This window comes from Enterococcus sp. LJL51 (genome assembly GCF_049894025.1).
In the GTDB taxonomy this organism is placed as follows: domain Bacteria; phylum Bacillota; class Bacilli; order Lactobacillales; family Enterococcaceae; genus Enterococcus_L.
Genome location: NZ_JBNEQE010000006.1, coordinates 107,801 through 133,366 on the forward strand (window position 1 = coordinate 107,801; position 25,566 = coordinate 133,366).

Annotated in this window: 17 protein-coding genes and 1 riboswitch; of the genes, 15 read left to right on the plus strand and 2 right to left on the minus strand. The window is 39.0% G+C overall.

The window, feature by feature from the left end; genetic code table 11:
• The first annotated feature begins 147 nt into the window (after nt 1-147).
• The 10 genes from ACPWSO_RS08115 to lpdA all read left to right on the plus strand — a co-directional run bounded on the left by ACPWSO_RS08115 (nt 148) and on the right by lpdA (nt 15,438).
• Nucleotides 148-1,899, plus strand: coding sequence for an ABC transporter ATP-binding protein (locus ACPWSO_RS08115; protein ID WP_426082406.1), 1,752 nt, complete (start codon nt 148-150; stop codon nt 1,897-1,899).
• Complete coding sequence (locus ACPWSO_RS08120; RefSeq protein ID WP_426082407.1) at nt 1,899-3,680, plus strand: ABC transporter ATP-binding protein; 1,782 nt, start codon at nt 1,899-1,901, stop codon at nt 3,678-3,680. The genes ACPWSO_RS08115 and ACPWSO_RS08120 overlap by 1 nt, the downstream gene beginning before the upstream one ends.
• 83 nt (nt 3,681-3,763) lie before the next feature.
• Nucleotides 3,764-4,288, plus strand: coding sequence for a GNAT family N-acetyltransferase (locus ACPWSO_RS08125; protein ID WP_426082408.1), 525 nt, complete (start codon nt 3,764-3,766; stop codon nt 4,286-4,288).
• Between the two features lie 118 nt (nt 4,289-4,406).
• A complete protein-coding gene (locus tag ACPWSO_RS08130; RefSeq protein WP_426082409.1) occupies nt 4,407-4,862 on the plus strand; it encodes a hypothetical protein in 456 nt (151 codons plus the stop codon).
• 265 nt (nt 4,863-5,127) lie between these two features.
• The gene (trxB, locus tag ACPWSO_RS08135) at nt 5,128-6,066 is read left to right on the plus strand and encodes a thioredoxin-disulfide reductase (protein ID WP_426082410.1); all 939 of its coding nucleotides are present in this window, start codon (nt 5,128-5,130) and stop codon (nt 6,064-6,066) included.
• Nucleotides 6,067-6,357: 291 nt separating this feature from the next.
• A riboswitch (M-box (ykoK) riboswitch) is annotated at nt 6,358-6,526 on the plus strand.
• Nucleotides 6,527-6,979: 453 nt separating this feature from the next.
• Nucleotides 6,980-9,592, plus strand: a complete 2,613-nt coding sequence (gene mgtA, locus ACPWSO_RS08140; protein WP_426082411.1) for a magnesium-translocating P-type ATPase — start codon at nt 6,980-6,982, stop codon at nt 9,590-9,592.
• A gap of 675 nt (nt 9,593-10,267) precedes the next feature.
• Nucleotides 10,268-11,377, plus strand: a complete 1,110-nt coding sequence (gene pdhA / locus ACPWSO_RS08145) for a pyruvate dehydrogenase (acetyl-transferring) E1 component subunit alpha (RefSeq protein WP_426082412.1) — start codon at nt 10,268-10,270, stop codon at nt 11,375-11,377.
• Between the two features lie 2 nt (nt 11,378-11,379).
• A complete protein-coding gene (locus ACPWSO_RS08150; RefSeq protein ID WP_426082413.1) occupies nt 11,380-12,357 on the plus strand; it encodes an alpha-ketoacid dehydrogenase subunit beta in 978 nt (325 codons plus the stop codon).
• Nucleotides 12,358-12,383: 26 nt separating this feature from the next.
• On the plus strand, nt 12,384-14,024 hold the full coding sequence (locus ACPWSO_RS08155) for a dihydrolipoyllysine-residue acetyltransferase (RefSeq protein ID WP_426082414.1): 1,641 nt from the start codon (nt 12,384-12,386) through the stop codon (nt 14,022-14,024).
• 7 nt (nt 14,025-14,031) lie between these two features.
• A complete protein-coding gene (lpdA, locus tag ACPWSO_RS08160) occupies nt 14,032-15,438 on the plus strand; it encodes a dihydrolipoyl dehydrogenase (RefSeq protein ID WP_426082416.1) in 1,407 nt (468 codons plus the stop codon).
• Between the two features lie 277 nt (nt 15,439-15,715).
• Here the strand turns inward: lpdA and ACPWSO_RS08165 are convergent, their stop codons facing one another.
• Nucleotides 15,716-16,144 (minus strand): XRE family transcriptional regulator, encoded by a 429-nt coding sequence (locus ACPWSO_RS08165; protein ID WP_426082417.1) that lies wholly within the window; start codon nt 16,142-16,144, stop codon nt 15,716-15,718.
• A 117-nt stretch (nt 16,145-16,261) separates the two neighbouring features.
• On the opposite strand from ACPWSO_RS08165, the gene ACPWSO_RS08170 reads away from it, so the two are divergent.
• Nucleotides 16,262-17,473 carry a serine/threonine protein kinase gene (locus tag ACPWSO_RS08170; RefSeq protein ID WP_426082418.1) on the plus strand — a complete coding sequence of 404 codons (1,212 nt, stop codon included), beginning with the start codon at nt 16,262-16,264 and terminating at the stop codon, nt 17,471-17,473.
• A gap of 685 nt (nt 17,474-18,158) precedes the next feature.
• Here the strand turns inward: ACPWSO_RS08170 and ACPWSO_RS08175 are convergent.
• Nucleotides 18,159-19,361 carry a YdcF family protein gene (locus ACPWSO_RS08175; protein WP_426082419.1) on the minus strand — a complete coding sequence of 401 codons (1,203 nt, stop codon included), beginning with the start codon at nt 19,359-19,361 and terminating at the stop codon, nt 18,159-18,161.
• A gap of 186 nt (nt 19,362-19,547) precedes the next feature.
• Here ACPWSO_RS08175 and ACPWSO_RS08180 point away from each other — a divergent pair, with 186 nt between their 5' ends.
• The 4 genes from ACPWSO_RS08180 (at nt 19,548) to icd (ending at nt 25,546) form a co-directional block, all read left to right on the plus strand.
• Nucleotides 19,548-19,928: a PH domain-containing protein gene (locus tag ACPWSO_RS08180; protein ID WP_426082420.1), complete on the plus strand. Its 381-nt coding sequence runs from the start codon at nt 19,548-19,550 to the stop codon at nt 19,926-19,928.
• Nucleotides 19,929-20,389: 461 nt separating this feature from the next.
• Nucleotides 20,390-23,107 (plus strand): aconitate hydratase AcnA, encoded by a 2,718-nt coding sequence (acnA, locus tag ACPWSO_RS08185; protein ID WP_426082421.1) that lies wholly within the window; start codon nt 20,390-20,392, stop codon nt 23,105-23,107.
• 22 nt (nt 23,108-23,129) lie between these two features.
• Nucleotides 23,130-24,272, plus strand: a complete 1,143-nt coding sequence (locus tag ACPWSO_RS08190) for a citrate/2-methylcitrate synthase (RefSeq protein ID WP_426082422.1) — start codon at nt 23,130-23,132, stop codon at nt 24,270-24,272.
• 17 nt (nt 24,273-24,289) lie between these two features.
• A complete protein-coding gene (icd, locus tag ACPWSO_RS08195) occupies nt 24,290-25,546 on the plus strand; it encodes an NADP-dependent isocitrate dehydrogenase (RefSeq protein WP_426082494.1) in 1,257 nt (418 codons plus the stop codon).
• Nucleotides 25,547-25,566: the final 20 nt, after the last annotated feature.

The window sequence follows — 25,566 nt, forward strand, 5'->3', positions numbered from 1 at the left end:
TCATCATATTTGGAGCTGAAACGGGCAGATTTTTTGTCCGTTTTTTTGTGTCTTCAAAAACAGTAGTGGAAAGGGGTTCGTAAAAATGGGGAAACAGAATAGAAAACGAGTGATTAGTGAGTAGAAGTTGTGTTAGGAGGAAAGTAAATGTCAGTTTTTAAGAAATTAAGCTGGTTTTTCAAAAAAGAAAAAAGAAGTTATATTATTGGGATTTTTGCATTAGTGATGGTGGCGCTTGTTCAGCTTGTACCGCCTAAGGTCATTGGTGTAGTAGTAGATATTATAGACCAGGATGGATTTAGCTTCAGTCAGATAGTGTTCTGGATAAGTATCCTGCTGGCGGCTGCACTCGCACAATATGTGTTTCGTTATATATGGCGAAAACATATCTGGGGCGGGGCGGCTCGATTAGAAAAAGAACTGAGAAGGCAGCTGTTTTATCATTTTACAAAGATGGACAGTATTTTTTATCAGAAACACCGTACAGGAGATTTAATGGCTCATGCAACGAATGACTTGAATGCTATTCAGAATGTTGCAGGAGCAGGAATTCTAACCTTTGCAGATTCATTTCTGACTGGAGGCAGTACGATTATTGCTATGGTGTTGTTTGTCGATTGGCGGTTAACATTGATTGCTTTGGTTCCGCTGCCGCTGCTGGCATTGATGTCTCGAATTCTTGGTTCAAAGCTCCATGATGCTTTTAGAGATTCTCAAGCCGCTTTTTCAGCGATTAATGAGAAAACGCAGGAAAGTATTACTGGAATCAAAGTGATAAAAACCTTTGGGCAGGAAAAAGAAGACATTAAGGATTTTACTGAAAAAATCGATGATTCGATTGTTAAAAATAAACGAGTAAATTTTTTAGATGCATTGTTTGATCCATTTATTACCCTGATTATTGGCATCTCGTATGTTCTAACGATTATTGCGGGCGGTCATTTTATTATGAAGGATATTATTTCCTTAGGACAGCTGGTTTCATTTATCAGCTATATTGGGATGCTGGTGTGGCCGATGTTTGCCATTGGCCGATTGTTCAACGTTCTTGAGAGAGGGAATGCCAGTTACGATCGGGTGAATGAATTGCTGCATGAAAAGACACACATTATTGAACGTCAGGAGGCCATTCAGACACCAGCCAAAGGAACATTATCAATGTCTATTGCTTCATTTTCTTATCCAGGAGAGGAAGAAGCAACCCTCAAAGATATCGATTTTACAATTAATGAAGGTCAGACTTTAGGAATTGTTGGTAAAACAGGAGCAGGAAAAACAACGATTCTGAAGCTTCTTCTGCGGGAATATGATAATTATCAAGGGCAGATTAGACTAGGGGGATACAATGTCAAAGATTATTCTTTGGACGCTTTGCTGACAGGTATCGGTTACGTTCCCCAAGATCATTTTCTGTTTTCCATGTCTGTGCGGGACAACATTCGTTTTGCAGATCCTTCATTATCACAGGAGGAAGTGGAAAAAGCTGCTCAAATGGCTTTTATTGATGAGGATATTAAAGGCTTCGCCAAAGGGTACGATACAATGGTCGGCGAACGAGGTGTCTCCCTTTCAGGAGGACAAAGACAAAGGATATCAATTGCCAGAGCTGAGATTATTGATCCGGAGCTGCTAATTTTAGATGATGCTTTATCAGCAGTAGATGCCAAAACGGAAGAAGCAATTTTAAGTAATCTAAAAGCAGCTAGACAAAATAAAACCACAATCATTTCTGCTCACAGATTGAGTAGTGTTATGCATGCGCAGGATATCATTGTTTTAGATAAGGGCCAAATCATTGAACGGGGAACTCATTCGGCACTACTGGAAAAAAATGGCTGGTATCGTCGTATGTGGGATAAACAGCAGCTGGAAGCGAAAATCGAAGGGAGTGAAGAGTAATGGAGGAACAACAATCTGCATGGTCCAAATCGATTCCTGTCAAAGAACAGGTAACGATTGTGAGACGTCTATTCAACTATGCAAAGCCTTTTCGGAATACGTTTGCTGGAGCTATCGGCTTTGCGTTTATTCTGTCAGTTATTAATGCACTATTGCCAAGAATTATACAATTGTTGATGGATAACTACTTAACAACTAAAACAGCGACTTCTCAGATTATCTATTTGTTTGCAGGACTTTATCTGCTTGGAATTATTTTGAAAAGTATTATCTGGTTTTTTCAGTGGTTTCTATATTCCATGGCTTCACTGAAAACCTATCAATACATTCGGGTAAAACTATTTGAAAAGCTGCAGACCTTAGGTATGCGCTATTTCGATCAGACACCGGCAGGGTCAATTGTTTCTCGTGTGACGAATGATACAGAAACTCTGTTTGAATTCTGGTATGTTTTTTTGATGGTGTTGACTGGAATTTTTGCAGTAATCTCTTCTTTTGTCGGTATGCTGCAAATAGATTCAAAGATTGCTTTTTGCATCTTGTTATTCCTGCCGGTGCTGTTGGCTGTAATTGCTTATTATCAAAAATTCAGCTCCCGTATTTATCGGAACATGAGAGAAAGACTGAGTCAGTTAAATACCAAGCTGAACGAATATATTTCTGGTATGCAGATTATTCAGCAGTTTAGACAAGAAAAAAGACTGGAAAATGAGTTTGAAAAAACAAATGAAGAATATCTGCAGACAAAATTTGCGATGATTCGTGTGAATTCGTTGCTTTTAAGTCCGATTATTAATTTGCTGTACGCTTTAGCAGTATCAGTTGCACTGTCTTTGTTTGGGCTGGACGCATTGGATTCACCAGTTAAGGTGGGGCTTATTTACGCATTTGTCACTTATGTTCAAGCCTTTTTTCAACCAATGACGCAAATGATGGATTTTCTAAGTATTTTCACTGATGGTATGGTTGCAGGCAGCCGTATTTTGAAAATTTTTGATACGGAAGAAGAAACTCCTCAGCAGGAACCGGATGCAGATGGAGAAATTCAGGATGGAAAAATAGAATTTAGAAATGTTAGTTTTTCGTATGATGGAGAAAATTATGTGCTGAAAAATATCAGCTTTACAGCAAATCCGGGCGAAACGATTGCCCTAGTAGGACATACAGGAAGCGGAAAAAGCTCAATTATTAATGTGCTGATGCGTTTCTATGAGTTTTACGAAGGGGAAATTCTGTTGGATGATCGGAATATTCGGGAATATCCATTAACAGAATTGCGTAAAAAAATGGGGCTGGTATTACAGGATGCATTTATGTTTTACGGAGATATTGCCGGGAACATTCGAATGCTGAATAAGAACATCAGCGATGAAAAGATTGAAGAAGCTGCACGCTTTGTTCAGGCAGATAAGTTTATCGAAACGTTGCCGAATCAATACCATGCTAAAGTTATTGAGCGGGGGGCAAGCTATTCAAGCGGGCAACGGCAGCTGATTTCTTTTGCACGAACAATGGTGACAGATCCTAAGATTCTGGTATTGGATGAAGCAACAGCAAATATTGATACAGAGACAGAAGGACTTATCCAAGAAGGCCTGGCTAATATGAGACAAGGGCGGACTACAATAGCTATTGCTCACCGTCTTTCAACGATTCGAGATGCTAATCTGATTTTAGTTTTAGAAAAAGGACACATCGTTGAACAGGGAAATCATGAGGAATTGCTGAAGCTGGAAGGCCTGTATGCAGATATGTACAAGCTTCAAAACAGTGAAGTCTAATAGAAAAAATACTGGTGCTGAAAAGTCATTACATGGTCTACTTTCAGTGCCGGTTTTCTGTATAAATGAAAGGGGGAGAAAAGATGATTTTTACCAAGCGAACAACTCTGAGACCGTTTGACTCTTTGGATTTGGCTGATCTATATGCATATAGCAGAATTAGCGGATTGGGCGAACAAGCAGGCTGGAAATATCATGAAAGTCTGTCAGAAGCTGAAAGGATGCTGTGGCGGTTTTTGAAAAGTGGGTTTACTTTTGCTATTGTTCTGAACGAAAGTACTAAAGTAATCGGGCATATTACTGCACATGAGGACTCTGTAGATGGGAGAACAGATACTAAAGAGCTGGGATTTGTGCTGCATCCTGGCTATCAGGGTCAAGGCATTATGGCAGAGGTTATCGAAAACTTTCTTCCTTATTTATTTAATCAGGGGATTGTTAAGATCTATGCCTGTTGTTTCCAAGTAAATCGCCCTTCAAAAAAACTAATTGAAAAATGCGGCTTTCAGTTTGATCAGGAAGGTGAATTTGTTTCAAAATCTCTTAACCAGACTTTTCCCTCCTATGAATATTTGCTGACTAAAGCAGAATGGGAAGCTAGAAGGTAAGAGGCGTAAGCTAGAGATAAGAAAGTTTTTTGACTAAACTACACTTAGCGTTATTGTTTCAAAAGATATCGAATGATAAAATTGTTTTGGAATAAAAAAAATAAAGGAGCTATACTGTATGTATACAGATTTCATTTTTATGCTATCTATCTTCGATATTCTTTATGATGAAAAATTTTCTAAGGTATGTAAATTGCTGCATATTAACTGGGATGATGATTGGATGGCAGCGAAATATGACCAAATTATTAGTGGTCAAGGGGAAGCAGTAATTCTCCATTCAGTATCTAATCAGCATGAGCTTCTATTCTTTGACTTACATCTTGGTTTTACAGATCAGCATAATATGGTCTTGGTTGGTGTTCGCTGCAGCGAACATAGTTCGTTTGAAATCAAGCCGCTGCTTAAAAAAATCTATGATACAGCAGATGTGAAAAGTCTTCAAATGGAACAAGGGAGTTCTCTTCTTGATGAAAAGATTAAAGTCTCTAATTATCCTAAAAAAATGATGACTGTAACAAAAATTAACGGGCAGGAAGTATACGAATATGAACAACGGCTGGAGTGTTATTAAAGCTTCTGATTGAACAAGAGCAAAGAAATGGAAATTACAGTCAATCTTTTAAAGAGATTGTGTTATTATGATAAAGGTGTCTGCTTAGGCAGATAAATAGACAATCAAAGGTTTAGGTTGTAAAGTAAATATACTTGAAAAAAGAGAACATTTATTCTTGTTTTTTTCTTCGGAGGACAGAAATGCTTTTGTTGTCTTAAAACAGAAACAGCTGTTCCACTTTGAAAATAACAGTTCTTGATAAGAGAGAAAAGGAGAATGACTTATGTATGATGTGATTGTGATTGGTGCAGGACCAGCAGGAATGACTGCTGCACTTTATGCTTCTCGTTCCAATCTGTCTGTTTTGATGATTGAACGCGGCGTACCAGGAGGACAAATGAATAATACCGCAGAAATAGAGAACTATCCTGGGTTTGATTCAATTATGGGGCCGGATCTTTCGTTGAAAATGTATGATAGTGTAGAAAAATTTGGAACAAAAAATGTCTACGGCATGGTTTTAGATATTAAGGATCATGGAGATTACAAAGAAATTATTTGTGAAGATACTACATATGAAGGCAAAACAGTGATTATTGCTACCGGCTGTGTGCATAGAAAATTGGGTGTAGCTGGTGAAGAAGAATATGCTGGACGGGGTGTTTCTTACTGTGCCGTATGTGATGGTGCATTTTTCAGAAACAAACACTTGATGGTCATTGGTGGTGGAGATTCAGCAGTTGAAGAAGCGGTGTATCTGACTCAGTTTGCTTCTGAAGTAACTATTGTTCATCGTAGAGATGAATTGCGTGCTCAGAAAATCATTCAAGATCGTGCATTTGCCAATGAAAAAATCAATTTTGAGTGGAATTCTGTTTTAGAAGAGATTATCGGAAATGACATGGCTGTGACAGGGGTTCAGTTGAGAAATGTGAAAACGAATGAAGTGAAAGAAACAGCGGCAGATGGCGTCTTTATCTATGTAGGATTGGATCCGCTAGCTGAGCCTTTCCGTTCAAGCGGCATTACAAATGAAGAAGGCTGGATCATTACTGATCAGGAAATGAGAACAGCAATTCCAGGTGTTTATGCGATTGGCGATGTTCGTGAAAAGACATTGAGACAGATTACAACAGCTGTTGGTGAAGGCGGAATTGCTGGACAACAGGTTTATAAATATCTAGAAGAAATGAAAGAGTCCGAAGTAAAAATCAGCGAATAATTTAAAAAATATAGTACCAAACAAGATGATTGGTTTTCTATCAAATAATTCCTCGTAAGATAAAAAGTGAATACAATCATAGAACTTGAAATGAAAAACAGAGAATATCTGATTTTTCTTTCAAGTTCTTTTTTGAGAAAGGCAACACAATTGTTAATTCTAGATTTGTTTATAGCGCTGTGAGAATATTCACTCTGCGTTCTTTAGAATAACGCAAAAAAATAAAATAACGATTGGTTTGTTTTGACTTTTATCAGATAATGCTTTATTATGATTTTGGTTATAGAATTGAATATGAATTGTTAGGTGAGGCTCCTATATGGACACAGGCTGCTGCCGCGAAAGAATCGAGAGACTCTTAGTTGGTTGAACAGGAATAATCGTGAAGGTTATTCATAACGTAGCTGATAAGAAATTATCTACGCCCTATAGTGCTAAAGCTCAACGATAGAGAAACTATTATTTAAGTTGCTATTTTAACGCACACTCTATTGTTGAGTGTGCGTTTTGCTTTGAATCACTGCAATTGTCTACAGAGCAGATGATGAAAAGTACTTGGCGAACGAAGAGAGCGAAGTATCCTTTTAAGTTAACACGGATTGCTAGCAATCAGATGTTAAATAGTACAAGGCGAGAGAAAAAGAGCGTTGTGACATCTGTTTGAATCACTGCGATTGTCTACAGAGCAGATGATGAAAAGTACTTGGCGAATAAAGAGAGCGAAGTATCGCTTAAATCAGACAAGGCTGTGAACAGGAGCATGCAGGAATTATTCAATACTTAAAATAAAGGGAAAGACAGAGAGGAAGATTATCATGGAAGACCCACATCAGAGGCGAATGAACAATAATCTTTGTCTGATCGGATAGAACTTTTCTTTTCCGGTTAGGCAGAATAATCGGGGGAAAAGATAATGATGAATAAAAAATTAACAGATTTTAAAAAAGAAACAAAAGAGCAAGAACTAAAAAAACTGGCATTATTATCAGAACGGGAATTGATGATGGAACTGCGGACATCAGAAAGAGGGCTTTCTACAGAGGATGCAGAGCAGCGTTTAGAAGAATTTGGTCCTAATGAAGTATCAGCACAAAAGCCAACGCCTGCACTGCTGATGTTTTTAGAGGCTTTCAAAGATCCTTTTGTTTTTGTACTAGCACTATTGATGGTTGTATCCGCTGTAACAGGCGATTATGAAGCGGCAATTGTGATGGGCCTAATGATTCTAGCTAGTGTTGTTATCACGTTTGTGCAAGAATATCGTTCTCAAAAAGCAAGTTTGGCATTGAAAGAACTGATTGAAAATACAACGGCTGTTACTCGGGATGGAGAAACGAAAGAAATTCCTATGGATGAAGTGGTGCCAGGAGACATTGTGACTTTAGCAACCGGGGATATGATTCCAGCGGATGCAGTTTTGTTTTGGACAAAGGATTTGTTTGTGAACCAGTCTTCTTTAACAGGAGAATCAATGCCGGTAGAAAAATTTGTTGAGGCAGGGATTACAACAGACCAACAAGAGGTTTCCGCATTAGACATGCAGGATTTGATTTTTATGGGAACTGATGTGTTGAGTGGTCAGGGAAAAGCAATTATTTTAAAAACAGGGCAGCGGACATTTTTTGGAGATATTGCTAAAAATGCAACAACGCAAAGAGGGAAAACCTCCTTTGACATTGGTTTGACTAAAGTTAGCAAGTTTCTGCTGCGGATGGTTGTTGTACTATTTCCAATCGTCTTTTTGATTAATGGTTTAACAAAAGGCGAGTGGGGAGAAGCCTTCTTCTTTGCAATCGCTGTTGCAGTAGGGTTAACGCCTGAAATGCTGCCGATGATTGTAACCAGCAATTTGGCCAAAGGAGCCCTTAGCTTGTCTAAGCATAAAGTAATCGTAAAGGAATTACCATCTATTCAAAATCTTGGTAGTATGGATGTTTTGTGTACAGACAAAACTGGAACAATCACAGAAGATCGAGTTGTTCTGGTTCAACACCTGGATCCGTTAGGTGATGAGAATGAGCAGGTACTGGATATGGCGTTCCTGAACTCTCATTATCAGACTGGTTGGAAAAACCTTATGGATATTGCTGTAATCAACTACTATGAAGAAAACAACCGCCAGGCCCCATTTCAATCAGTCACAAAGCTGGATGAAATTCCTTTTGATTTTTCAAGAAGAAGGCTGACTGTAGTTGTGAATGGTGATGGCCATCAAATTATGGTGACCAAAGGCGCTGTGGAAGAGATGGAAGCAGTGTGTACACATGCTGAGATTAACGGAGAGGTTGTAGCATTAACCGAAGAACTGCGGCAAAATATGCGGGTTGTCAACCGGCGGATGAATGAGCAGGGAATGCGTGTGATTGCTGTTGCTGTGAAAAAAGATGTTCATAGTGAACCAATTTATAATACAGAAGATGAACAGAATATGACATTGATTGGGTTTATGGGATTTTTAGATCCAGCCAAAAAATCTGCTATTACTGCAATCCGCTCTCTCCATGAGCATGGTGTAAATGTGAAGGTATTGACAGGAGACAATGATATTGTCGCAAAGAAAGTGTGTAGTGATGTAGGCATTGAGGTTTCTCATGTTGTTTTAGGTACAGAGCTTGATGAACTGTCAGAGGAACAACTGGCGGAGGAAGTCGAAAAGACGAATCTATTTGCGAAGCTGAATCCTATGCAAAAATCACGACTGATTGAAGCGCTGCAAAAGAATGGTCATACTGTAGGATTTATGGGAGATGGCATAAACGATGCCCCAGCTCTGAGAAAAGCAGATGTAGGTATTTCAGTAGATACAGCAGCTGATATTACAAAGGATGCCAGTTCAATAATCCTGCTTGAAAAGAGCCTCAATGTACTTGAATCAGGTGTAATTGAAGGACGTAAGGTTTTCAGCAACATGATGAAATATATCAAGATTACCATTAGTTCAAATTTTGGAAATGTTTTTTCCATTTTAGTAGCCAGTGCATTTCTGCCATTTCTACCTATGTTATCCATTCAACTGCTGATTCAAAATCTGATTTACGATGTCGCTCAGTTGACAATTCCGTGGGACAATGTTGATGAGGAAGAACTGGTGAAACCTGTTCGCTGGGAAATTAACAGTTTAGCCAAATTTACATTATGTATTGGTCCTGTCAGCAGTATTTTTGATATTATGACCTACTTGGTTATGTGGTTTGTTTTCAGTGCTAATACGGTAGCTAGTCAAAGTTTATTCCAAACAGGATGGTTTGTAGTTGGCTTGGTAAGCCAAACTTTAGTGGTTCATATGGTTCGTACAAGAAAGCTGCCGTTTATTCAAAGTATTGCATCAGCACCTGTTATAATGACAAGCTTGGCTGCCATTATACTGGGAATCGGCTTAGTATTAAGTCCCCTTAAAGCTGTTTTTGATTTCACTGCTCTGCCAGGTACTTACTGGGGCTGGTTTATCGTCATTATTTTGCTATACTTAATTACTGTGGAATTTGCGAAAAGACTATATATTCGTTTGACAAAGGAATGGATTTAACAGCGAATAATTTAAAAAGGATTTCGACTTTTGTCGGAATCTTTTTTTATAAAGTGACTAGTAATTAATATAATACATATTGTTTCACATTTTTAATTATTTCCCGTATCATTAATATGTAGGTATTGCTTACAATTTTAAAAGATGATAGCTATTGAAATGAAAATACATAAAGCTCTTTTAGGGAATAACAATAATAGGAATTTTTTTTTGAAAAGGGATTTTTTAAAGCATGAGAGCTTTATTTAAATTCTTTAAACTCCTTTTGACAAAAGTTAAATTGAAGGATACGACTATTTTGTTTTCTAATCATTTTTCAATGGTTATGATTGGAAAGTTAATAAGTGAGCAAGTAGAATAAGTGTAGATAATTACTACAATTAATGAACTGTTATATTTTTTTGATGTAAATACTGTAACAGCAGTTGAAATAAAGCAAAAACAGCTAAGGAACAGAATGAAACGTTTTCTTGCTTGTGATTTTTATCACTAATCGCTGTTTTATCAGTCTTTTTAAGGCTAAGTCTTTTTTCCTGGAAAATAGAATATTTTACTTGCTCTTTTCATTGATTAATGATAATTTGTATATGTAGCCGATAAAGTGATACAGTTTAAATCGCTGTTTCATTTTTTCGAAATAATAAGAATCGTTAATAGAGAGGATTGTGTGACAAAATGGCAAAGAAGCAAAAACCTATTGATTTCAACCAATTAATGGACGAAGTCAACGCAGAGTTCCCAACTTATCAAGTATTGGATCAAGAGGGGAAAGTAGTAAACAAAGATTTAGTACCAGATTTATCCGATGAAGAACTAGTAGAATTGATGACACGTATGGTTTGGTCCCGTGTACTTGATCAACGCTCAACTGCGTTGAACCGCCAAGGACGTTTGGGCTTTTATGCTCCAACTGCTGGACAGGAAGCAAGTCAGCTGGCAAGTCATTTTGCGATGGAAAAAGAAGATTATTTGTTACCAGGTTATCGCGATGTGCCTCAACTTGTACAACATGGTCTTCCTTTGAAAGAAGCATTTCTATGGTCAAGAGGACATGCTGGCGGGAATATGTATGCTGAAGATTTACATGCAATGCCTCCACAAATTATCATTGGAGCGCAATATATCCAAGCAGCAGGTGTTGCTCTTGGTATGAAGAAACGCGGAAAGAAAAACGTTGTCTTCACATATACTGGCGACGGTGGTTCTTCTCAAGGGGACTTCTATGAAGCAATTAACTTTGCTGGCGCTTATCAAGCAAATGGTGTATTCATTATTCAAAATAATGGTTTTGCAATTTCCACTCCTCGTGAGAAGCAGACTGCTGCTAAAACACTAGCACAAAAAGCTGTAGCGGCTGGAATTCCAGGGATTCAAGTAGATGGTATGGATCCATTGGCTGTTTATGCTGTAGCTAAAGAAGCGCGCGACTGGGCAGCAGAAGGAAATGGTCCAGTATTGATTGAAACACTAACTTACCGTTATGGTCCGCATACATTGTCTGGTGATGATCCAACTCGTTACCGTTCAAAAGAAATGGACGGCGAATGGCAAGCAAAAGATCCGTTGATTCGTTTCCGTAACTACTTAACTGAAAAGGGTTTGTGGTCTGAAGAAAAAGAAGAACAAATTATTGAAGAAACAAAAGAACAAATTAAAACTGCAATTGCAGAAGCTGATAAAGTTGGCAAACAAAAAGTTTCTCACTTCCTGAAAAACATGTTTGAAGTTCAACCACAAAGTATTAAAGAACAAATTGCAATTTACGAAGCAAAGGAGTCGAAATAATCATGGCACAAAAAACAATGATTCAAGCTATTACTGATGCTCTAGCTCTTGAGCTGGAGAACGACGAAAATGTATTGGTTTTTGGTGAAGATGTTGGTAAAAACGGCGGTGTATTCCGTGCAACAGAAGGCTTACAAGAAAAGTTTGGCGAAGATCGTGTATTCGATACTCCTTTGGCTGAGTCCGGTATTGGCGGATTGGCATTTGGACTAGCTTTAGAAGGATACCGTCCAGTTCCTGAAATTCAGTTTTTCGGTTTTATCTTTGAAACAATGGATGCAGTAGTGGCTCAAATGGCACGTACTCGTTACCGTATGAGCAGCACAAGAAATATTCCAGTAACAATTCGTTCTCCATTTGGCGGCGGCGTTCATACACCTGAACTTCATTCGGATAATTTAGAAGGTTTGATGGCTCAATCTCCAGGCTTGCGCGTGGTTATCCCATCTAACCCTTATGATGCCAAAGGCTTGTTGATTTCTTCTATTAGAAGTAATGACCCTGTTGTATTTTTAGAGCATATGAAATTGTATCGTTCATTCCGTGAGGAAGTGCCGGACGAAGCTTACGAAGTACCTTTAGACAAAGCAGCTGTTACCCGTAAAGGAACAGATGTGTCAATTATCACTTATGGTGCAATGGTTCGTGAAGCAATTAAAGCTGCAGAAAATCTTGAAAAGGAAAATATTTCTGTAGAAATCATCGATTTGCGCACAGTCGCTCCACTTGATATCGAAACAATTATTGCTTCGGTTGAAAAAACTGGACGTGTGGTTGTTGTTCAGGAAGCTCAAAAACAAGCGGGCGTTGCTGCCCAAGTGGTTTCAGAAATTTCAGAAAGATCTATTCTTTCACTACAAGCACCAATTGGCCGTGTATCAGCACCAGATACCATCTTCCCATTTGGTCAAGCGGAAAATATTTGGTTGCCTAACGCTTCTGATATCGAAGCAAAAGTGAAGGAAATCGCTGAATTTTAATAAGTAAAGAAGGGAAGAAAGAAACGATGGCTTATCAATTTAAACTACCGGATATCGGTGAAGGAATCGCAGAAGGCGAAATCGTAAAATGGTTCGTTAAAGTCGGCGATACAATTAATGAAGATGATACACTTTTAGAAGTGCAGAACGATAAATCAGTGGAAGAAATTCCATCTCCAGTGACTGGGACAGTAAAGAATATTGTTGTATCAGAAGGTACTGTAGCAAATGTTGGTGATGTACTGGTTGAAATTGATGCACCAGGACATGAAGACAATGAAGGCGACAGCGGGGTTGCGGCTCAAGAGCAAACACCTGCACAGCCCGCAGCGACCCCAACAGCAGCTGCTGATTCCAATACAGGGGTTTTCCAATTCAAATTACCAGATATTGGTGAAGGAATTGCAGAAGGCGAAATCGTAAAATGGTTCGTCAAAGAAGGCGATACAATTAATGAAGACGATACCCTTTTAGAAGTGCAAAATGATAAATCAGTGGAAGAAATTCCGTCGCCAGTGACTGGGACTGTGAAGAAAATTGTTGTATCAGAAGGTACTGTAGCAAATGTTGGTGATGTACTGGTTGAAATCGATGCACCAGGACATAATTCAGCTCCTTCAAGTAGTGCAGCATCAGCAGCACCTGCGAAAACAGAAGCAGCGAGTGCGCCAGCTACTGAATCGACTGGAGTTGTTGCAGCAGCTGATCCAAACAAGCGGGTCTTAGCAATGCCGTCAGTACGTCAATATGCTCGTGAAAAAGATGTAGATATCACTCAGGTATCAGCAACTGGTAAAGGTGGACGTGTCGTTAAAGAAGATATTGACAGCTTCTTAACTAATGGTGGTTCAGTATCGGCTGCAGAAACTACTGCACCAGCGAAGGATACAGCTTCTACATCTGCAGAAACAACGGCAGCTGCACCAGTTAAGCCGGCACAGACATTTACTTCAAGCCTGGGTGAATTGGAAACACGTGAAGCAATGACACCAACACGTAAAGCGATTGCGAAAGCAATGGTAAACAGCAAACATACAGCTCCGCATGTGACCCTGCATGATGAAGTAGAAGTATCCAAGCTATGGGATCATCGTAAGAAATTCAAAGATGTTGCTGCAGAAAATGGTACAAAATTAACATTCTTGCCATATGTTGTTAAAGCATTGACAGCAACTGTTCAAAAATTCCCTGTGTTAAATGCCTCAATTGATGATGCAAAACAGGAAATCGTTTATAAAAATTACTTTAATATTGGGATTGCAACAGATACGGATCATGGTCTGTACGTTCCTAATGTTAAAAATGCGAACACAAAGAGTATGTTTGCTATTGCTGATGAGATTAATGAAAAAGCCGGTCTGGCAGTAGAAGGAAAATTAGCTGCTCAGGACATGCGTGATGGAACTATCACAATCAGCAATATTGGTTCAGTTGGCGGCGGCTGGTTTACACCAGTTATCAACTACCCTGAAGTCGCTATTTTAGGTGTAGGAACAATTGCTCAACAACCAGTAGTAAATGCGGATGGTGAAATTGTTGTAGGTCGCATGATGAAACTTTCAATGAGTTTCGACCACCGTATTGTTGACGGTGCAACTGCTCAAAAAGCAATGAACAACATCAAACGTTTACTAGCTGATCCAGAATTATTATTGATGGAAGGATGATTGACAAATGGTAGTAGGAGATTTTGCCATTGAATTAGATACAGTTGTAATCGGTGCGGGACCTGGCGGCTATGTAGCTGCCATCCGTGCTGCCGAAATGGGACAGAAGGTCGCGATTATTGAACGCGAATTTATCGGCGGAGTTTGTCTGAATGTAGGATGTATTCCTTCTAAAGCGCTAATCGCTGCTGGTCATCATTATCAAGAATCACTGGATTCAACTTTGTTTGGTGTAACGACTGAAAATGTTTCATTAGATTTCGGGAAAACACAGGAATGGAAAGATAACAAAGTTGTTAATACATTAACTTCCGGTGTAGGCATGCTTTTGAAAAAGCACAAAGTAGAAATTATTGAAGGAGAAGCATTTTTTGTAGATGATCATACACTTCGTGTTATTCATCCGGATTCTGCACAAACATACTCATTCAATAATGCAATTGTTGCAACTGGCTCTCGCCCAATTGAAATTCCAGGATTTAAGTTCGGCGGACGTGTTCTGGATTCAACAGGCGGATTAAACTTAAAGGAAGTACCTGAAAAGTTTGTAATTATCGGCGGCGGTGTTATTGGCGCAGAACTGGGTGGCGCTTATGCTAATCTTGGTTCTGAAGTAACGATTATTGAAGGAACTCCTTCAATTTTACCAACTTATGAAAAAGATATGGTGAAGCTTGTTGTCGATGATTTTGCCAAAAAAGGTGTGAAGATTGTCACTTCTGCTATGGCAAAAGAAGCAGTCGATAACGGTGACAGCGTAACTGTTAAATACGAAGTAGATGGTAAACAAGAAGAAGTAACTGCGGATTATGTGATGGTTACGGTAGGTCGTCGTGCGAATACAGATGATTTAGGACTTGAACAAGCAGGTGTTGAGCTTGGTGAGCGCGGCTTAATCAAAGTAGACAATCAAGGACGTACAAATGTATCGAATATCTTTGCAATCGGAGATATCGTTCCAGGAGCCGCTCTAGCTCATAAAGCTAGCTATGAAGCAAAAATCGCAGCAGAAGCCATTTCTGGCAAAAAAGTAGCTGTTGATTATAAAGCAATGCCGGCAGTAGCCTTTACAGATCCTGAGTTAGCATCTGTTGGGATGACTGTTGCAGAAGCAAAAGAAGCTGGAATTGAAGCCAAAGGCTATAAATTCCCGTTCGCCGGTAACGGCCGCGCTATCTCATTAGGCAAAACAGAAGGCTTTGTCCGTCTGGTAACGACTGTTGAAGATAACGTGATTATCGGTGCTCAAATTGCTGGTGTAGGCGCAAGTGATATGATCTCTGAAATGGCGCTAGCTATTGAATCAGGGATGAATGCGGAAGACATTGCATTGACTATCCATCCACACCCTTCTCTAGGGGAAATTGTTATGGATGCTTCTGAATTGGCTTTAGGTTTGCCAATCCATATTTAAGCATATCATATATTTTGTCACACAGAAAAACCGGGCTGGCCAAGCCTGGTTTTTTACTATAAAATTCAAAAAAAGAAACTGATAAAATCAAAGGATAGGTTTCTTTTTTTTGTTAGTTATATTTTATTGTTCTTCCTAAAACGACCACCAAATATACTAACTAATTTTTCTATAATCCAGTTTTTTTGATTAATTGTATGCACAATCCTTAGCGGAAATAACAGAAAAGTTTTTGCTCATAATCTGAAGAGTAGCATGTAGATGGGCTGGCAACAAATCAATCAGTAAATGTTTTCAGGCTCTCCTGATACAAAAGATCATCAATTTCCGGGATAGTTAATTGCTGAATAATGCCATAAATAACCACAGCATCCCAGCTGTTTTTAGGATAAAGCTGAGCAAAACCGGTTTTTTTCAGCAACTCATTCAGCTCATCTAAAGTCAGTGTCATACCGATTCCCAGAGCAATCAGACGCTCTCTAGGCGGCTTTCGCTTTCCATCAAAGTACTGATAACCAGTAGCTTCGGCAATCCCGGCTTTTCTTAGCACAGAGCTTTTAGAAAGTTTTTTTTTATTCAACCAGTCAGAAAGCTGCTGCTCTATATTGTATTCAATTGTATGAGGTTTTGTTTCAGAAATTGCGGTTTTAAAACTTTCAGCTTGTTTTAAAGAATTCAATAATTGATGTGTTTCTTTTTCTTTCATTTTCTGCTCCTTTAAAATGGTATAAAAATAGTATACAATGACTTAGAGAAAGATAAAATATCTTCCTGTGTTTTTTTTATTATCCTGTAAAATTGAGCAAAATGGGGTTAGCGATAAATGGAAAATGAGTGGACAGAAAAGCGTTCGTTGAATGGGTATCGACATATCGAGGAGTTAACGGCTAAGGAGAATGGTCCTGTACTGGTACGAAGTGAAAAAAATCAGCAGTTCTGGGTAAAAAAACAATATCCAATAGCTTTGAGAGAAAGCTTAGAGACACTGAAGCAAATCAGGCATATCAACTTACCTAAAATTGAAGAGGTATTTGTTGAAGAAAAGCAATTATTTCTTTACGAGGAGTATATCCATGGAACAACCTTGAGTGACCGCATTCGTTCATCTGAACAGATGGATACGAGGCAGATTCTGGAGCTTGCCAGAGATATTTTAGCTGGGTTGTCAGAGCTGCATAAGTATGGCGTGATTCATCGAGATATTAAACCATCAAATATAATGATTACAAACGATGAGACCATTAAACTGATTGACTTTGATGCAGTTCGGATTATTAGCGGAGAAAAAGATACAGATACGGTGCAGTTGGGAACTGTAGGTTTCGCGGCACCTGAGCAGTTTGGGTTTGCTGAAACGGATCAGCGCAGTGACCTCTATTCTTTGGGCGTTGTAATGAATGTCTGTGCCACTTTAGATTATCCTAAAAATAAATTGACTGAAGAGCCTTTACTGAAAGAAATCATTTCAAAAGCGGTACGGATTGATCCGAGTGACCGTTATCAGACAGCTGAAGCTATGAGAGCGGCAGTAATTACCAGTTTGAAATTATTGGATTCCGTTGAAGCGAGAGCAAATGAACAACTGGCTTCTACTCAAAACAAAACTGATTTTGAACTGCCAAAACCTGTATCAGCTCCCCCAAAAAAACAAGAATCTGAGAGGTTCGATGCTCAGGTTTTCTCTACAAATAAAAAAAAGAAACAGAACTTTTTTAGCCAATACGTTCCCGGCTTTAGAACAGGACAGTGGTGGAAGAAGGTGCTGGCCGTTGCGTTCTACGCTGTTTCGATTAATCAAATTGTTTATATCTTTTCAAGTAGTGCAGAGACTTATGAGAAGATTCTTGATTTAACAGATTTTTTTATGATTTTTATTATTCCGATGATGATGTATACAAATTTTCTTGATTTTCATCGCGATTTACCCCTATTATCATCAGATTCCCAAACGAAACGGGTAATCGGATATGTGGTTCTCGCTGTATGCTGGTTCTTGCTGCTGCTGCTTTATTTTGCTTTTAGGCCAGTTATATAAAAATGGAAGCTCGAAACAACAACTTTTTCCTGCTTATTTGCATTTGAGTGTTGGAAGATAGGCCTTTGTTAATCAGCCTTTACGGTATTAAAACAAAAAAGCGTCGAATTATGCATATTGCATAAGATTTAAATTGACAGATTGAGTATGATTACTATAGAAATACGGATCAGCAAACCAGAAAATCATCTAGCCTGTTTTAAGAATAAAAGACAGCTGTCAGACCAACAGCTGAAGTTTGGTAGACTTGTTATTCTTAAAGGGCTATAGACAGCAGGAGACTGCCATGATTTTCGCGTTAGTTTGCAATTGTCTAGTGACATCAAATGTTTATTGAATCAACGACGTTCTGTTATTAAAGGGGTTAAGAGTTAAATGAAAGTGTTTTAGGGGACAGAACAATGTTTTTTCTATAAGCAGGTACACTCAATCGACAGCCCAATGTTTTTGATGCATTCAATCAGTTTTCGCTTCTTTTAGAGTTAAAAAATCAAATGTATCTCCATGTCAAAGACTATTTGATTGAAAACTTTGGTTGCTTGATTCGTTATTTTGTTTAGCTGATGTAGCATAAGTATACAGCAGCTAAAAGGAGTATGAAAAAGGTAGAGTAAAAGGGTAGCAACAAAAGAAACAGGATAAGGAGCTTTCCATTTTTGGAAGTCCTTATCCTGTTTCTTTTGAATTAGCCAAACAACAGTTGAATGATTGCAAATAAAATATTCATGGCAACAATCAGTGAGCAAATGATGAGATGGCGTCTTTTTCGCATCATTGCAATGGCGATGAATTCTCTTAAAAAAGCATTTGGTAAAAAGTAAAAAGCCGTTTTTGCGCCGATGCCGTCAGCTTTTATGTTTGCTTCTTTGGCAAAAAGGCCGGCACGGAACAGATGGTAATTATTTGTGGTGAAAATTGCCTGATAGCTGGTGCCGCCAAAATCCTGTTCCATAATTTCTTTAGAGAATTTCATGTTTTCCAAGGTGTTTTTGGAGTTGGCTTCAACTAAAATATCTTCTTCCGGGATGCCCTTTTCTAGAGCGTATTGCTTCATGGCTAAACTTTCAGCCAAATGCTCATCATCTCCTTTACCGCCTGACATTAGCAGCTTGGGCGGCACGTCAGTCGCTTGCTTTTGCTTTTGATAAAATTGAATGCCTCTTTCAATACGCTTGCCTAATAGCGGTGGGACGGTTTTCCCGTTAAGCAGACCAGCTCCCAAAACAATAATGTAATGCTGAGTGTACTTTGGTCTGTTAAACTGATAAAGCACAGAAATAGTTAGGAAATTATAAAAAACGATGGCAAAATAAGCGATGCACATTGGAAACATAGAAAATAGTGATGCGGCCCATAGAGGCAGGTAACGTCCGGAAACATAGCTGAGTATAAGGAAACCTGTCAACGCAAGTGCCAGCAGCAAGGTAAGCAGGTTAGCTAGCGAGTGCCCTTCTTTACGCCAGACAACAACAGCATTCCAATAAAGAAAGATGATTAGTGCATAAATACCAACCAATAACAATAGAAGTAGTAGGACAAAAATTCCAGCAAGCAGAAAAATCAAAAATGGACTGCGGCTGCTGATGGCTAATAGCCCTAAGTACAAGCCGAAGCTGACTAAAAAGAAATTAAATAGCAATCCATTTATCAAGCGTCTTTTTTCTCTTCGATAAAAAAAGAAAAATAGACAAAAGAAAAAAAGCGGAATTAAAATAAAATAAGTTCGATCCTTGATCTCTAAAGAGAGAAGATAAATGCTGAAACAGCCAAGGGTCCAGATGAATACTGGGAAAAGCCGGCTTTTCATGCGTTTTTTCCGCCATAAGGGAATCAGTACTAGTCCTATCAGAAAAATCAAGGCTAATGATAAATCAAAATTCATTTTCATTACAGCTCCTTTAAATATAATCCATCCTAAGTATAGCGAAAAATATACATAAAAGATAACAAAAACTTTTTCTTTTATATTTTAAGAGAGTCTAGAATGTTGTGATTTAGTGATTTAGGTGAAAAGCACCTTTGCGGTCTATCAGGGATTTGTTATAATAGGTAAAAACGAGTAAGGAGAAATAAGATGGGATTATTTAGTGGTTTGATTGGTAATGCTTCTGCACAGTCAAATGAAAAAGCAGAAGAAAAGCTAAAGGATTTTTTAGTTCCAGGTGAACAAATTGAGCTTGCATTTAAACTGATTCGCGACATGGTAATTTTCACAAATAAACGTTTGTTAATAATAGACAAACAAGGCATGACAGCAAAAAAGACGGAATACAAATCAATTCCATACCGGGCAATCTCAAGATTCTCTGTAGAAACATCGGGACATTTTGATTTGGATGGGGAATTACGAATTTGGATATCCAGCGGCATAGAGCCGGCAGAAGTGCTGCAGTTTAACAAGGACAAAGATATCCTAGCTATTCAGCGAGCGCTGGCAGTAGCTGTTTTAGGATAATCAGGTGGTAAAACGTCTGATTTTAGTCGCTCATCAAGAACAATTAAAAGTTAAAAACATATAATTATATGACCGTTCATTCCTGTAGGACTAGGAAGAACGGTCATTTTTTACTTTTATTTGATTCATTTAGATAGAGAAGTTTTTAAGTAGAGACCATTCGTAATTAACTGAAAAGGGTAAAAACATATAAATGAGATGAAACATGAAAAATCGGATTATTTGATTATTCTGAAAGTGGCGGATGTTAGCTGGTAAATAAAATAAAAGAACACTGCTGATAAAAAAATGAAAACGGTTTATCTTAGTAGGTTTATCGGTTGTGATTAGATAAATAACTAATATATTCTCATTTAAATTTAACATTGATATGTCAGGAGAATGTCACAAAGTCTTAGTGAGCAGTTGTTCAAAGTGTTTACATTTTATAAGTAACTCGATATAATAACTAAAATTAGAAAATGATTAAAATTTGGATAAAAAGGAGGTTTAATCATTTGGAGACTAAGAGCAAAAAGATATTCACTAAAAACGGAATAAACTATCATTATTATTCTTTAAAAGCATTAGAAGATGATTATCCTATAGAAATCACACGGCTGCCGTACAGTATTCGAACATTGCTGGAGTCTGTGCTCAGACAAAAAAATGACCAAGAAATCACAGATAAGCATATAACAGATTTAGCTTTTTGGAAGCCAGATCAGAAGAATGACGGTTCTGTGCCATTTAAGCCGGCGAGGGTTATCTTACAAGACTTTACTGGTGTACCAGTTGTCGTAGACTTAGCTTCATTAAGAGAAACGTATGCACAGCTAGGAGGCGCTCCAGAAGAAATTAACCCTGAAATACCAGTTGATTTAGTTATTGATCACTCTGTACAGGTAGATGTAGCAGGAACAAAATATGCGCTGGAACGAAACATGAATATGGAATTTCAACGAAATCAGGAGCGCTATCGTTTCCTGAACTGGGCTCAGAAGGCATTTGATAATTATCGGGTGGTTCCTCCGGCAACAGGGATTGTTCATCAAGTAAATGTTGAATATCTTGCAGATGTTGTTGTTCAAAAAGAGCTAGATAATACTAATATTTTATTATATCCAGATACACTGGTAGGAACAGATTCACATACGACAATGGTAAATGCCCTTGGTGTTTTAGGCTGGGGCGTTGGCGGGATTGAAGCAGAAGCCTGTATGCTGGGAGAACCATCGTATTTTCCAATACCTGAAGTAATAGGCGTACGCTTGGTGAACGAGTTGGCAGAAGGGGCGACGGCTACTGATTTGGCCTTGAAAGTGACACAGGTATTGAGAGAAACCAAGGTAGTTGGTAAGTTTGTTGAGTTTTTTGGTCCAGGGCTGACCTCGCTATCGCTTGCTGATCGGGCGACAGTTGCCAATATGGCCCCAGAATATGGTGCTACCTGCGGATTTTTCCCCGTAGATGATGAAACAATACGTTATTTGAAGCTAACTGGACGGGAAGAAGAAAAAATTGAAGTTGCTCAGACTTATTTGAAAGCCAACCAATTGTATTATTCTCCTTCAGATCAAGTAGCGTATTCTCAGATTGTTGAATTGGATTTGGCGGCCATCGAAGCAAATTTGGCTGGTCCAAAAAGACCTCAGGATTTAATCCCGCTTTCTCATATGAAAGAAACCTTTATCGAAAACTTTCCTTCACAAGTACCAGCCTCTAAAAAAGAGTACACTGTAACGATTGACGGAACAGAAGTCTCGCTTTCTGATGGAGCTGTTGCAATTGCTGCGATTACCTCTTGTACAAACACATCGAATCCTTATGTCATGTTAAGCGCGGGGCTAACAGCGAAAAAAGCGGTTGAGCTGGGATTAACTGTTCCAAAATCAGTAAAAGCATCATTGGCGCCAGGTTCGAAAGTGGTGACTGCTTATTTAGAAAACGCCGGACTGCTGCCTTATTTAGAAAAGCTTGGTTTTTATGTGGTAGGTTATGGCTGTACAACCTGCATAGGTAATTCAGGGAATCTTAGCGAAGAAATTGAAGAATTAATGAATCAAGAAAATCTTCTTTTAGCAGGAGTGTTAAGCGGCAACCGTAATTTTGAAGGGCGTATTCATCCGCTGGTAAAAGCAAACTATCTTGCCTCGCCCCCTCTGGTTGTTTTATATGCATTAGCAGGTACAGTTAACATTGATTTGCTGAATGAACCAATAGGAACTGGTCATAATAATCAACCAGTATATTTCCGTGATCTTTGGCCAACCACTCAGGAAATTCAAGAATATGTTGATTCATGGGTTACACCAGAGCTATTTAAGGAACATTATCAGCAAGTATTTCAGTCTAATGAGGAATGGAATAAGATTCAGACGGAAGCTTCACCATTGTATGGCTGGGAAGAAGCTTCAACTTATATTGCCAATCCGCCTTATTTTGAGGAGATGGAGAAGGAGAAAAAGCAAATAAAACCGTTAAAAGAGCTGACTGTTTTGGCCAAATTTGGTGATTCTGTGACAACGGATCATATCTCGCCGGCGGGAATTATTCCTAAAAACAGTCCAGCAGGCCGTTATTTGATAGAGCATGGTATTGAACCTCGTGCATTTAACTCCTACGGCTCCAGAAGAGGACACCATGAGGTGATGATGCGGGGAACCTTGGCTAACATTAGAATTCAAAATCAGCTGGTTCCAGAGGTTGAAGGCGGCTATACGAACTATTTTCCTGATGAAGAGACGCTGTCAATTTATGATGCAGCGATGAAATACAAAGAGCAAGGGATTGGAACTGTTCTTTTAGCAGGAGACGATTACGGTATGGGATCGTCTAGAGACTGGGCAGCTAAAGGGGTCCAACTGCTGGGAGTTCAGGCAGTGATAGCCAAAAGTTATGAACGTATTCACCGGTCAAATCTAGTGATGATGGGAATTCTTCCTTTACAGTTTATGGCTGGTGAAGATGCTGAAACATTGGGACTGACAGGCCGGGAAAAATTCGATATTGAAATTGATGACACAGTAGAGGTGGGCGCAGAAGTAACTGTTACTGCGAGAAAAGAAGATGGCAGCAGTAGTAAATTTTCAACAACTGTTCGTTTTGATTCACCAGTAGATATTAGCTATTACCAGCATGGGGGAATCTTACCAATGGTTATCCGTAAAAAACTGTCAAATAAGGTTACAGCTTTATAAAGAGGCAAAGGAGGAATTGTCTATGGAAATTCATAAGGGATTAAACGGCGTCGTTGTATCTGAAACAAAAATTAGTGCAATCGTTGATAACCAGCTGTTATTTGCTGGATATAATATAGACGAGCTGATTCATAAGAATGTCCTGTTTGAAGAAGTTATCTATTTACTGTGGTATCTTAAAGCGCCAAATAAAGAAGAGTTAACCCGCTTCAAGCAGGAGTTGTATGATCAAATGCCGGTGTCTGATACAATCATCACCTGTCTGAAGATCCAAACGAGAGAAAATCTGCACCCAATGAGTGTTTTGCGCTCTACGATTTCTCTTTTGGGTGTATTTGATCCTTTCGCAGAGGAAACTGATCAGGAAGCTGTATACAAACAAAGCTTAGCTCTGCAAGCCAAAATCCCCACTATAATCGCGGCGTATGCCCGCTTAAGACGAGGCTTAGATCCGATTCCGCCTAAACAGGACGGCACAGAGCTGGCGGAAAATTTTCTTTACATGCTTACCGGAGAAGAACCGGATAGTATGCAGATTTATGGCATGAATCAGGCACTGGTTCTGCATGCTGATCATGATTTCAACGCCAGTACATTTACGGCTAGAGTTTGCTCATCGACCCTATCGGATGTATATTCGTGCATTACCGCTGCGATTGGTGCCCTAAAAGGACCGCTTCATGGCGGCGCAAACGAAAAGGTTTTTGATATGCTCAGAGAGATTGCAGAAGGAAATCTCTCAGTAGAAGAATATTTAGACTACAAACTGGACCGAAAAGAGAAAGTGATGGGCTTCGGTCATCGCGTATATAAAACAGAAGATCCTCGGAAGAAGCATTTGAAACGGTTGGCTCAAAAGCTGACAGCAGCAGATGACAAGCAGCATTGGTACTTTCTTTCCTGCCAAATTGAACAGTATTTGAAAGAAAAGAAAGGGTTGATTCCTAATGTGGATTTCTATTCGGCAACCGTCTATCATTGCTTGGGAATTGACAGCGACTTGTTTACGCTGCTGTTTGCAATGAGCAGGGTATCTGGGTGGCTGGGGCACGTTCACGAACAGAAGGAAGAAGATTGTCTCATTCGCCCGCGGTCTTTTTATGTAGGAGAAAAATATAGTTGTTATCCAACGATTGAACAGGCAAATGGAGGGATGGAAGCGTGAGTTTTAGTCAGATTCATATGAACGAACAAGGGGAGTTAACTGTTCCGGATAAACTAATTATCCCATTTATTGAAGGCGATGGAATTGGTCCTGAAATTTGGTCAGCAGCTAAAGCTGTTTTTGATGCGGCTGTTGAAAAAGCTTATGGGGGAGAAAAAGAAGTCGAGTGGCAGGAGCTTTTAGCGGGAGAAAAAGCATTTACCAGCATAGGAAGTTGGTTGCCTCAGGAAACCTTAGAGACCATTAAAAGTCATTTAATAGCAATAAAAGGACCGCTTACAACTCCGATTGGCGGAGGCTTTCGCTCGCTAAATGTGACGTTAAGGCAAGAACTGGATCTTTATGTCTGCTATCGACCGGTACGGTATTTTGAAGGTGTTCCATCTCCTCTCAAACGCCCGGAGCTTACCGATATGCTGATTTTTAGGGAGAACACAGAGGATATTTATGCGGGTATTGAATTTCCAGCGGAAAGTGTGGAAGCAAAAAAATTAATCACTTTTCTAAAACAGGAATTAGGTACTGAAAAAATCCGTTTTCCAAAAACTTCTGCCATAGGAATTAAGCCTGTATCGAAGGAAGGAAGTGTCCGAATGGTTCGAAGTGCCATTCAGGAGGCTATTAAGAAAAATAGAAAGTCTGTTACATTGGTTCATAAAGGCAATATCATGAAATTTACAGAAGGTGGTTTTAAGCAATGGGGTTATGAACTGGCTGAAAATGAATTTTCAGATGTTACTTTTAGTTGGAATCAGTATCTAACAATAAAAAAAGAGCAAGGCTATGAACAGGCTGAGAAGGCTTTATCTAAAGCTAAAGTAGAAGGGAAAATTATCATTAAAGACCGGATTGCTGATATCTTTCTGCAGGACATCCTGCTTCATCCAGAAGAGTATGATGTTATTGCTACACTGAATTTGAATGGTGATTACATTTCAGATGCTTTGGCCGCTCAGGTTGGCGGCATCGGTATTGCTCCTGGGGCGAATATAAATTTCCAGACAGGGCATGCTATCTTTGAAGCGACTCATGGAACAGCACCAGAATTTGCCGGCTTGGATCAGCTAAATCCTTCTTCACTGCTCCTATCGGGAGCGTTGATGTTTGAATATATTGGCTGGTTGGAAGTTCGTGATTTAATTGTACAAAGCATTGAAGCTGCGATAAAAAATAAAACAGTTACTATAGATTTTGCTGATCAGATGACAAACGCTCATTGTTTGAAATGTTCGGAATTTGGTGATTTATTGGCAAAATGGGTCAAAGAGCAATAAAGAGAGAAAAAGAGTTGTCA

What these genes read in the sequence shown, in the direction of transcription:
- ACPWSO_RS08180 (WP_426082420.1), top strand. Translation starts at nt 19,548, where the DNA reads ATGGGATTATTTAGTGGTTTGATTGGTAATGCTTCTGCACAGTCAAAT.
- ACPWSO_RS08190 (WP_426082422.1), top strand. Translation starts at nt 23,130, where the DNA reads ATGGAAATTCATAAGGGATTAAACGGCGTCGTTGTATCTGAAACAAAA.
- ACPWSO_RS08165 (WP_426082417.1), bottom strand. Translation starts at nt 16,144, where the DNA reads ATGAAAGAAAAAGAAACACATCAATTATTGAATTCTTTAAAACAAGCT.
- ACPWSO_RS08115 (WP_426082406.1), top strand. Translation starts at nt 148, where the DNA reads ATGTCAGTTTTTAAGAAATTAAGCTGGTTTTTCAAAAAAGAAAAAAGA.
- ACPWSO_RS08125 (WP_426082408.1), top strand. Translation starts at nt 3,764, where the DNA reads ATGATTTTTACCAAGCGAACAACTCTGAGACCGTTTGACTCTTTGGAT.
- ACPWSO_RS08155 (WP_426082414.1), top strand. Translation starts at nt 12,384, where the DNA reads ATGGCTTATCAATTTAAACTACCGGATATCGGTGAAGGAATCGCAGAA.
- pdhA (WP_426082412.1), top strand. Translation starts at nt 10,268, where the DNA reads ATGGCAAAGAAGCAAAAACCTATTGATTTCAACCAATTAATGGACGAA.
- ACPWSO_RS08120 (WP_426082407.1), top strand. Translation starts at nt 1,899, where the DNA reads ATGGAGGAACAACAATCTGCATGGTCCAAATCGATTCCTGTCAAAGAA.
- icd (WP_426082494.1), top strand. Translation starts at nt 24,290, where the DNA reads ATGAACGAACAAGGGGAGTTAACTGTTCCGGATAAACTAATTATCCCA.
- acnA (WP_426082421.1), top strand. Translation starts at nt 20,390, where the DNA reads ATGATTAAAATTTGGATAAAAAGGAGGTTTAATCATTTGGAGACTAAG.
- ACPWSO_RS08175 (WP_426082419.1), bottom strand. Translation starts at nt 19,361, where the DNA reads ATGAAAATGAATTTTGATTTATCATTAGCCTTGATTTTTCTGATAGGA.
- ACPWSO_RS08130 (WP_426082409.1), top strand. Translation starts at nt 4,407, where the DNA reads ATGTATACAGATTTCATTTTTATGCTATCTATCTTCGATATTCTTTAT.
- trxB (WP_426082410.1), top strand. Translation starts at nt 5,128, where the DNA reads ATGTATGATGTGATTGTGATTGGTGCAGGACCAGCAGGAATGACTGCT.
- lpdA (WP_426082416.1), top strand. Translation starts at nt 14,032, where the DNA reads ATGGTAGTAGGAGATTTTGCCATTGAATTAGATACAGTTGTAATCGGT.
- mgtA (WP_426082411.1), top strand. Translation starts at nt 6,980, where the DNA reads ATGATGAATAAAAAATTAACAGATTTTAAAAAAGAAACAAAAGAGCAA.
- ACPWSO_RS08170 (WP_426082418.1), top strand. Translation starts at nt 16,262, where the DNA reads ATGGAAAATGAGTGGACAGAAAAGCGTTCGTTGAATGGGTATCGACAT.
- ACPWSO_RS08150 (WP_426082413.1), top strand. Translation starts at nt 11,380, where the DNA reads ATGGCACAAAAAACAATGATTCAAGCTATTACTGATGCTCTAGCTCTT.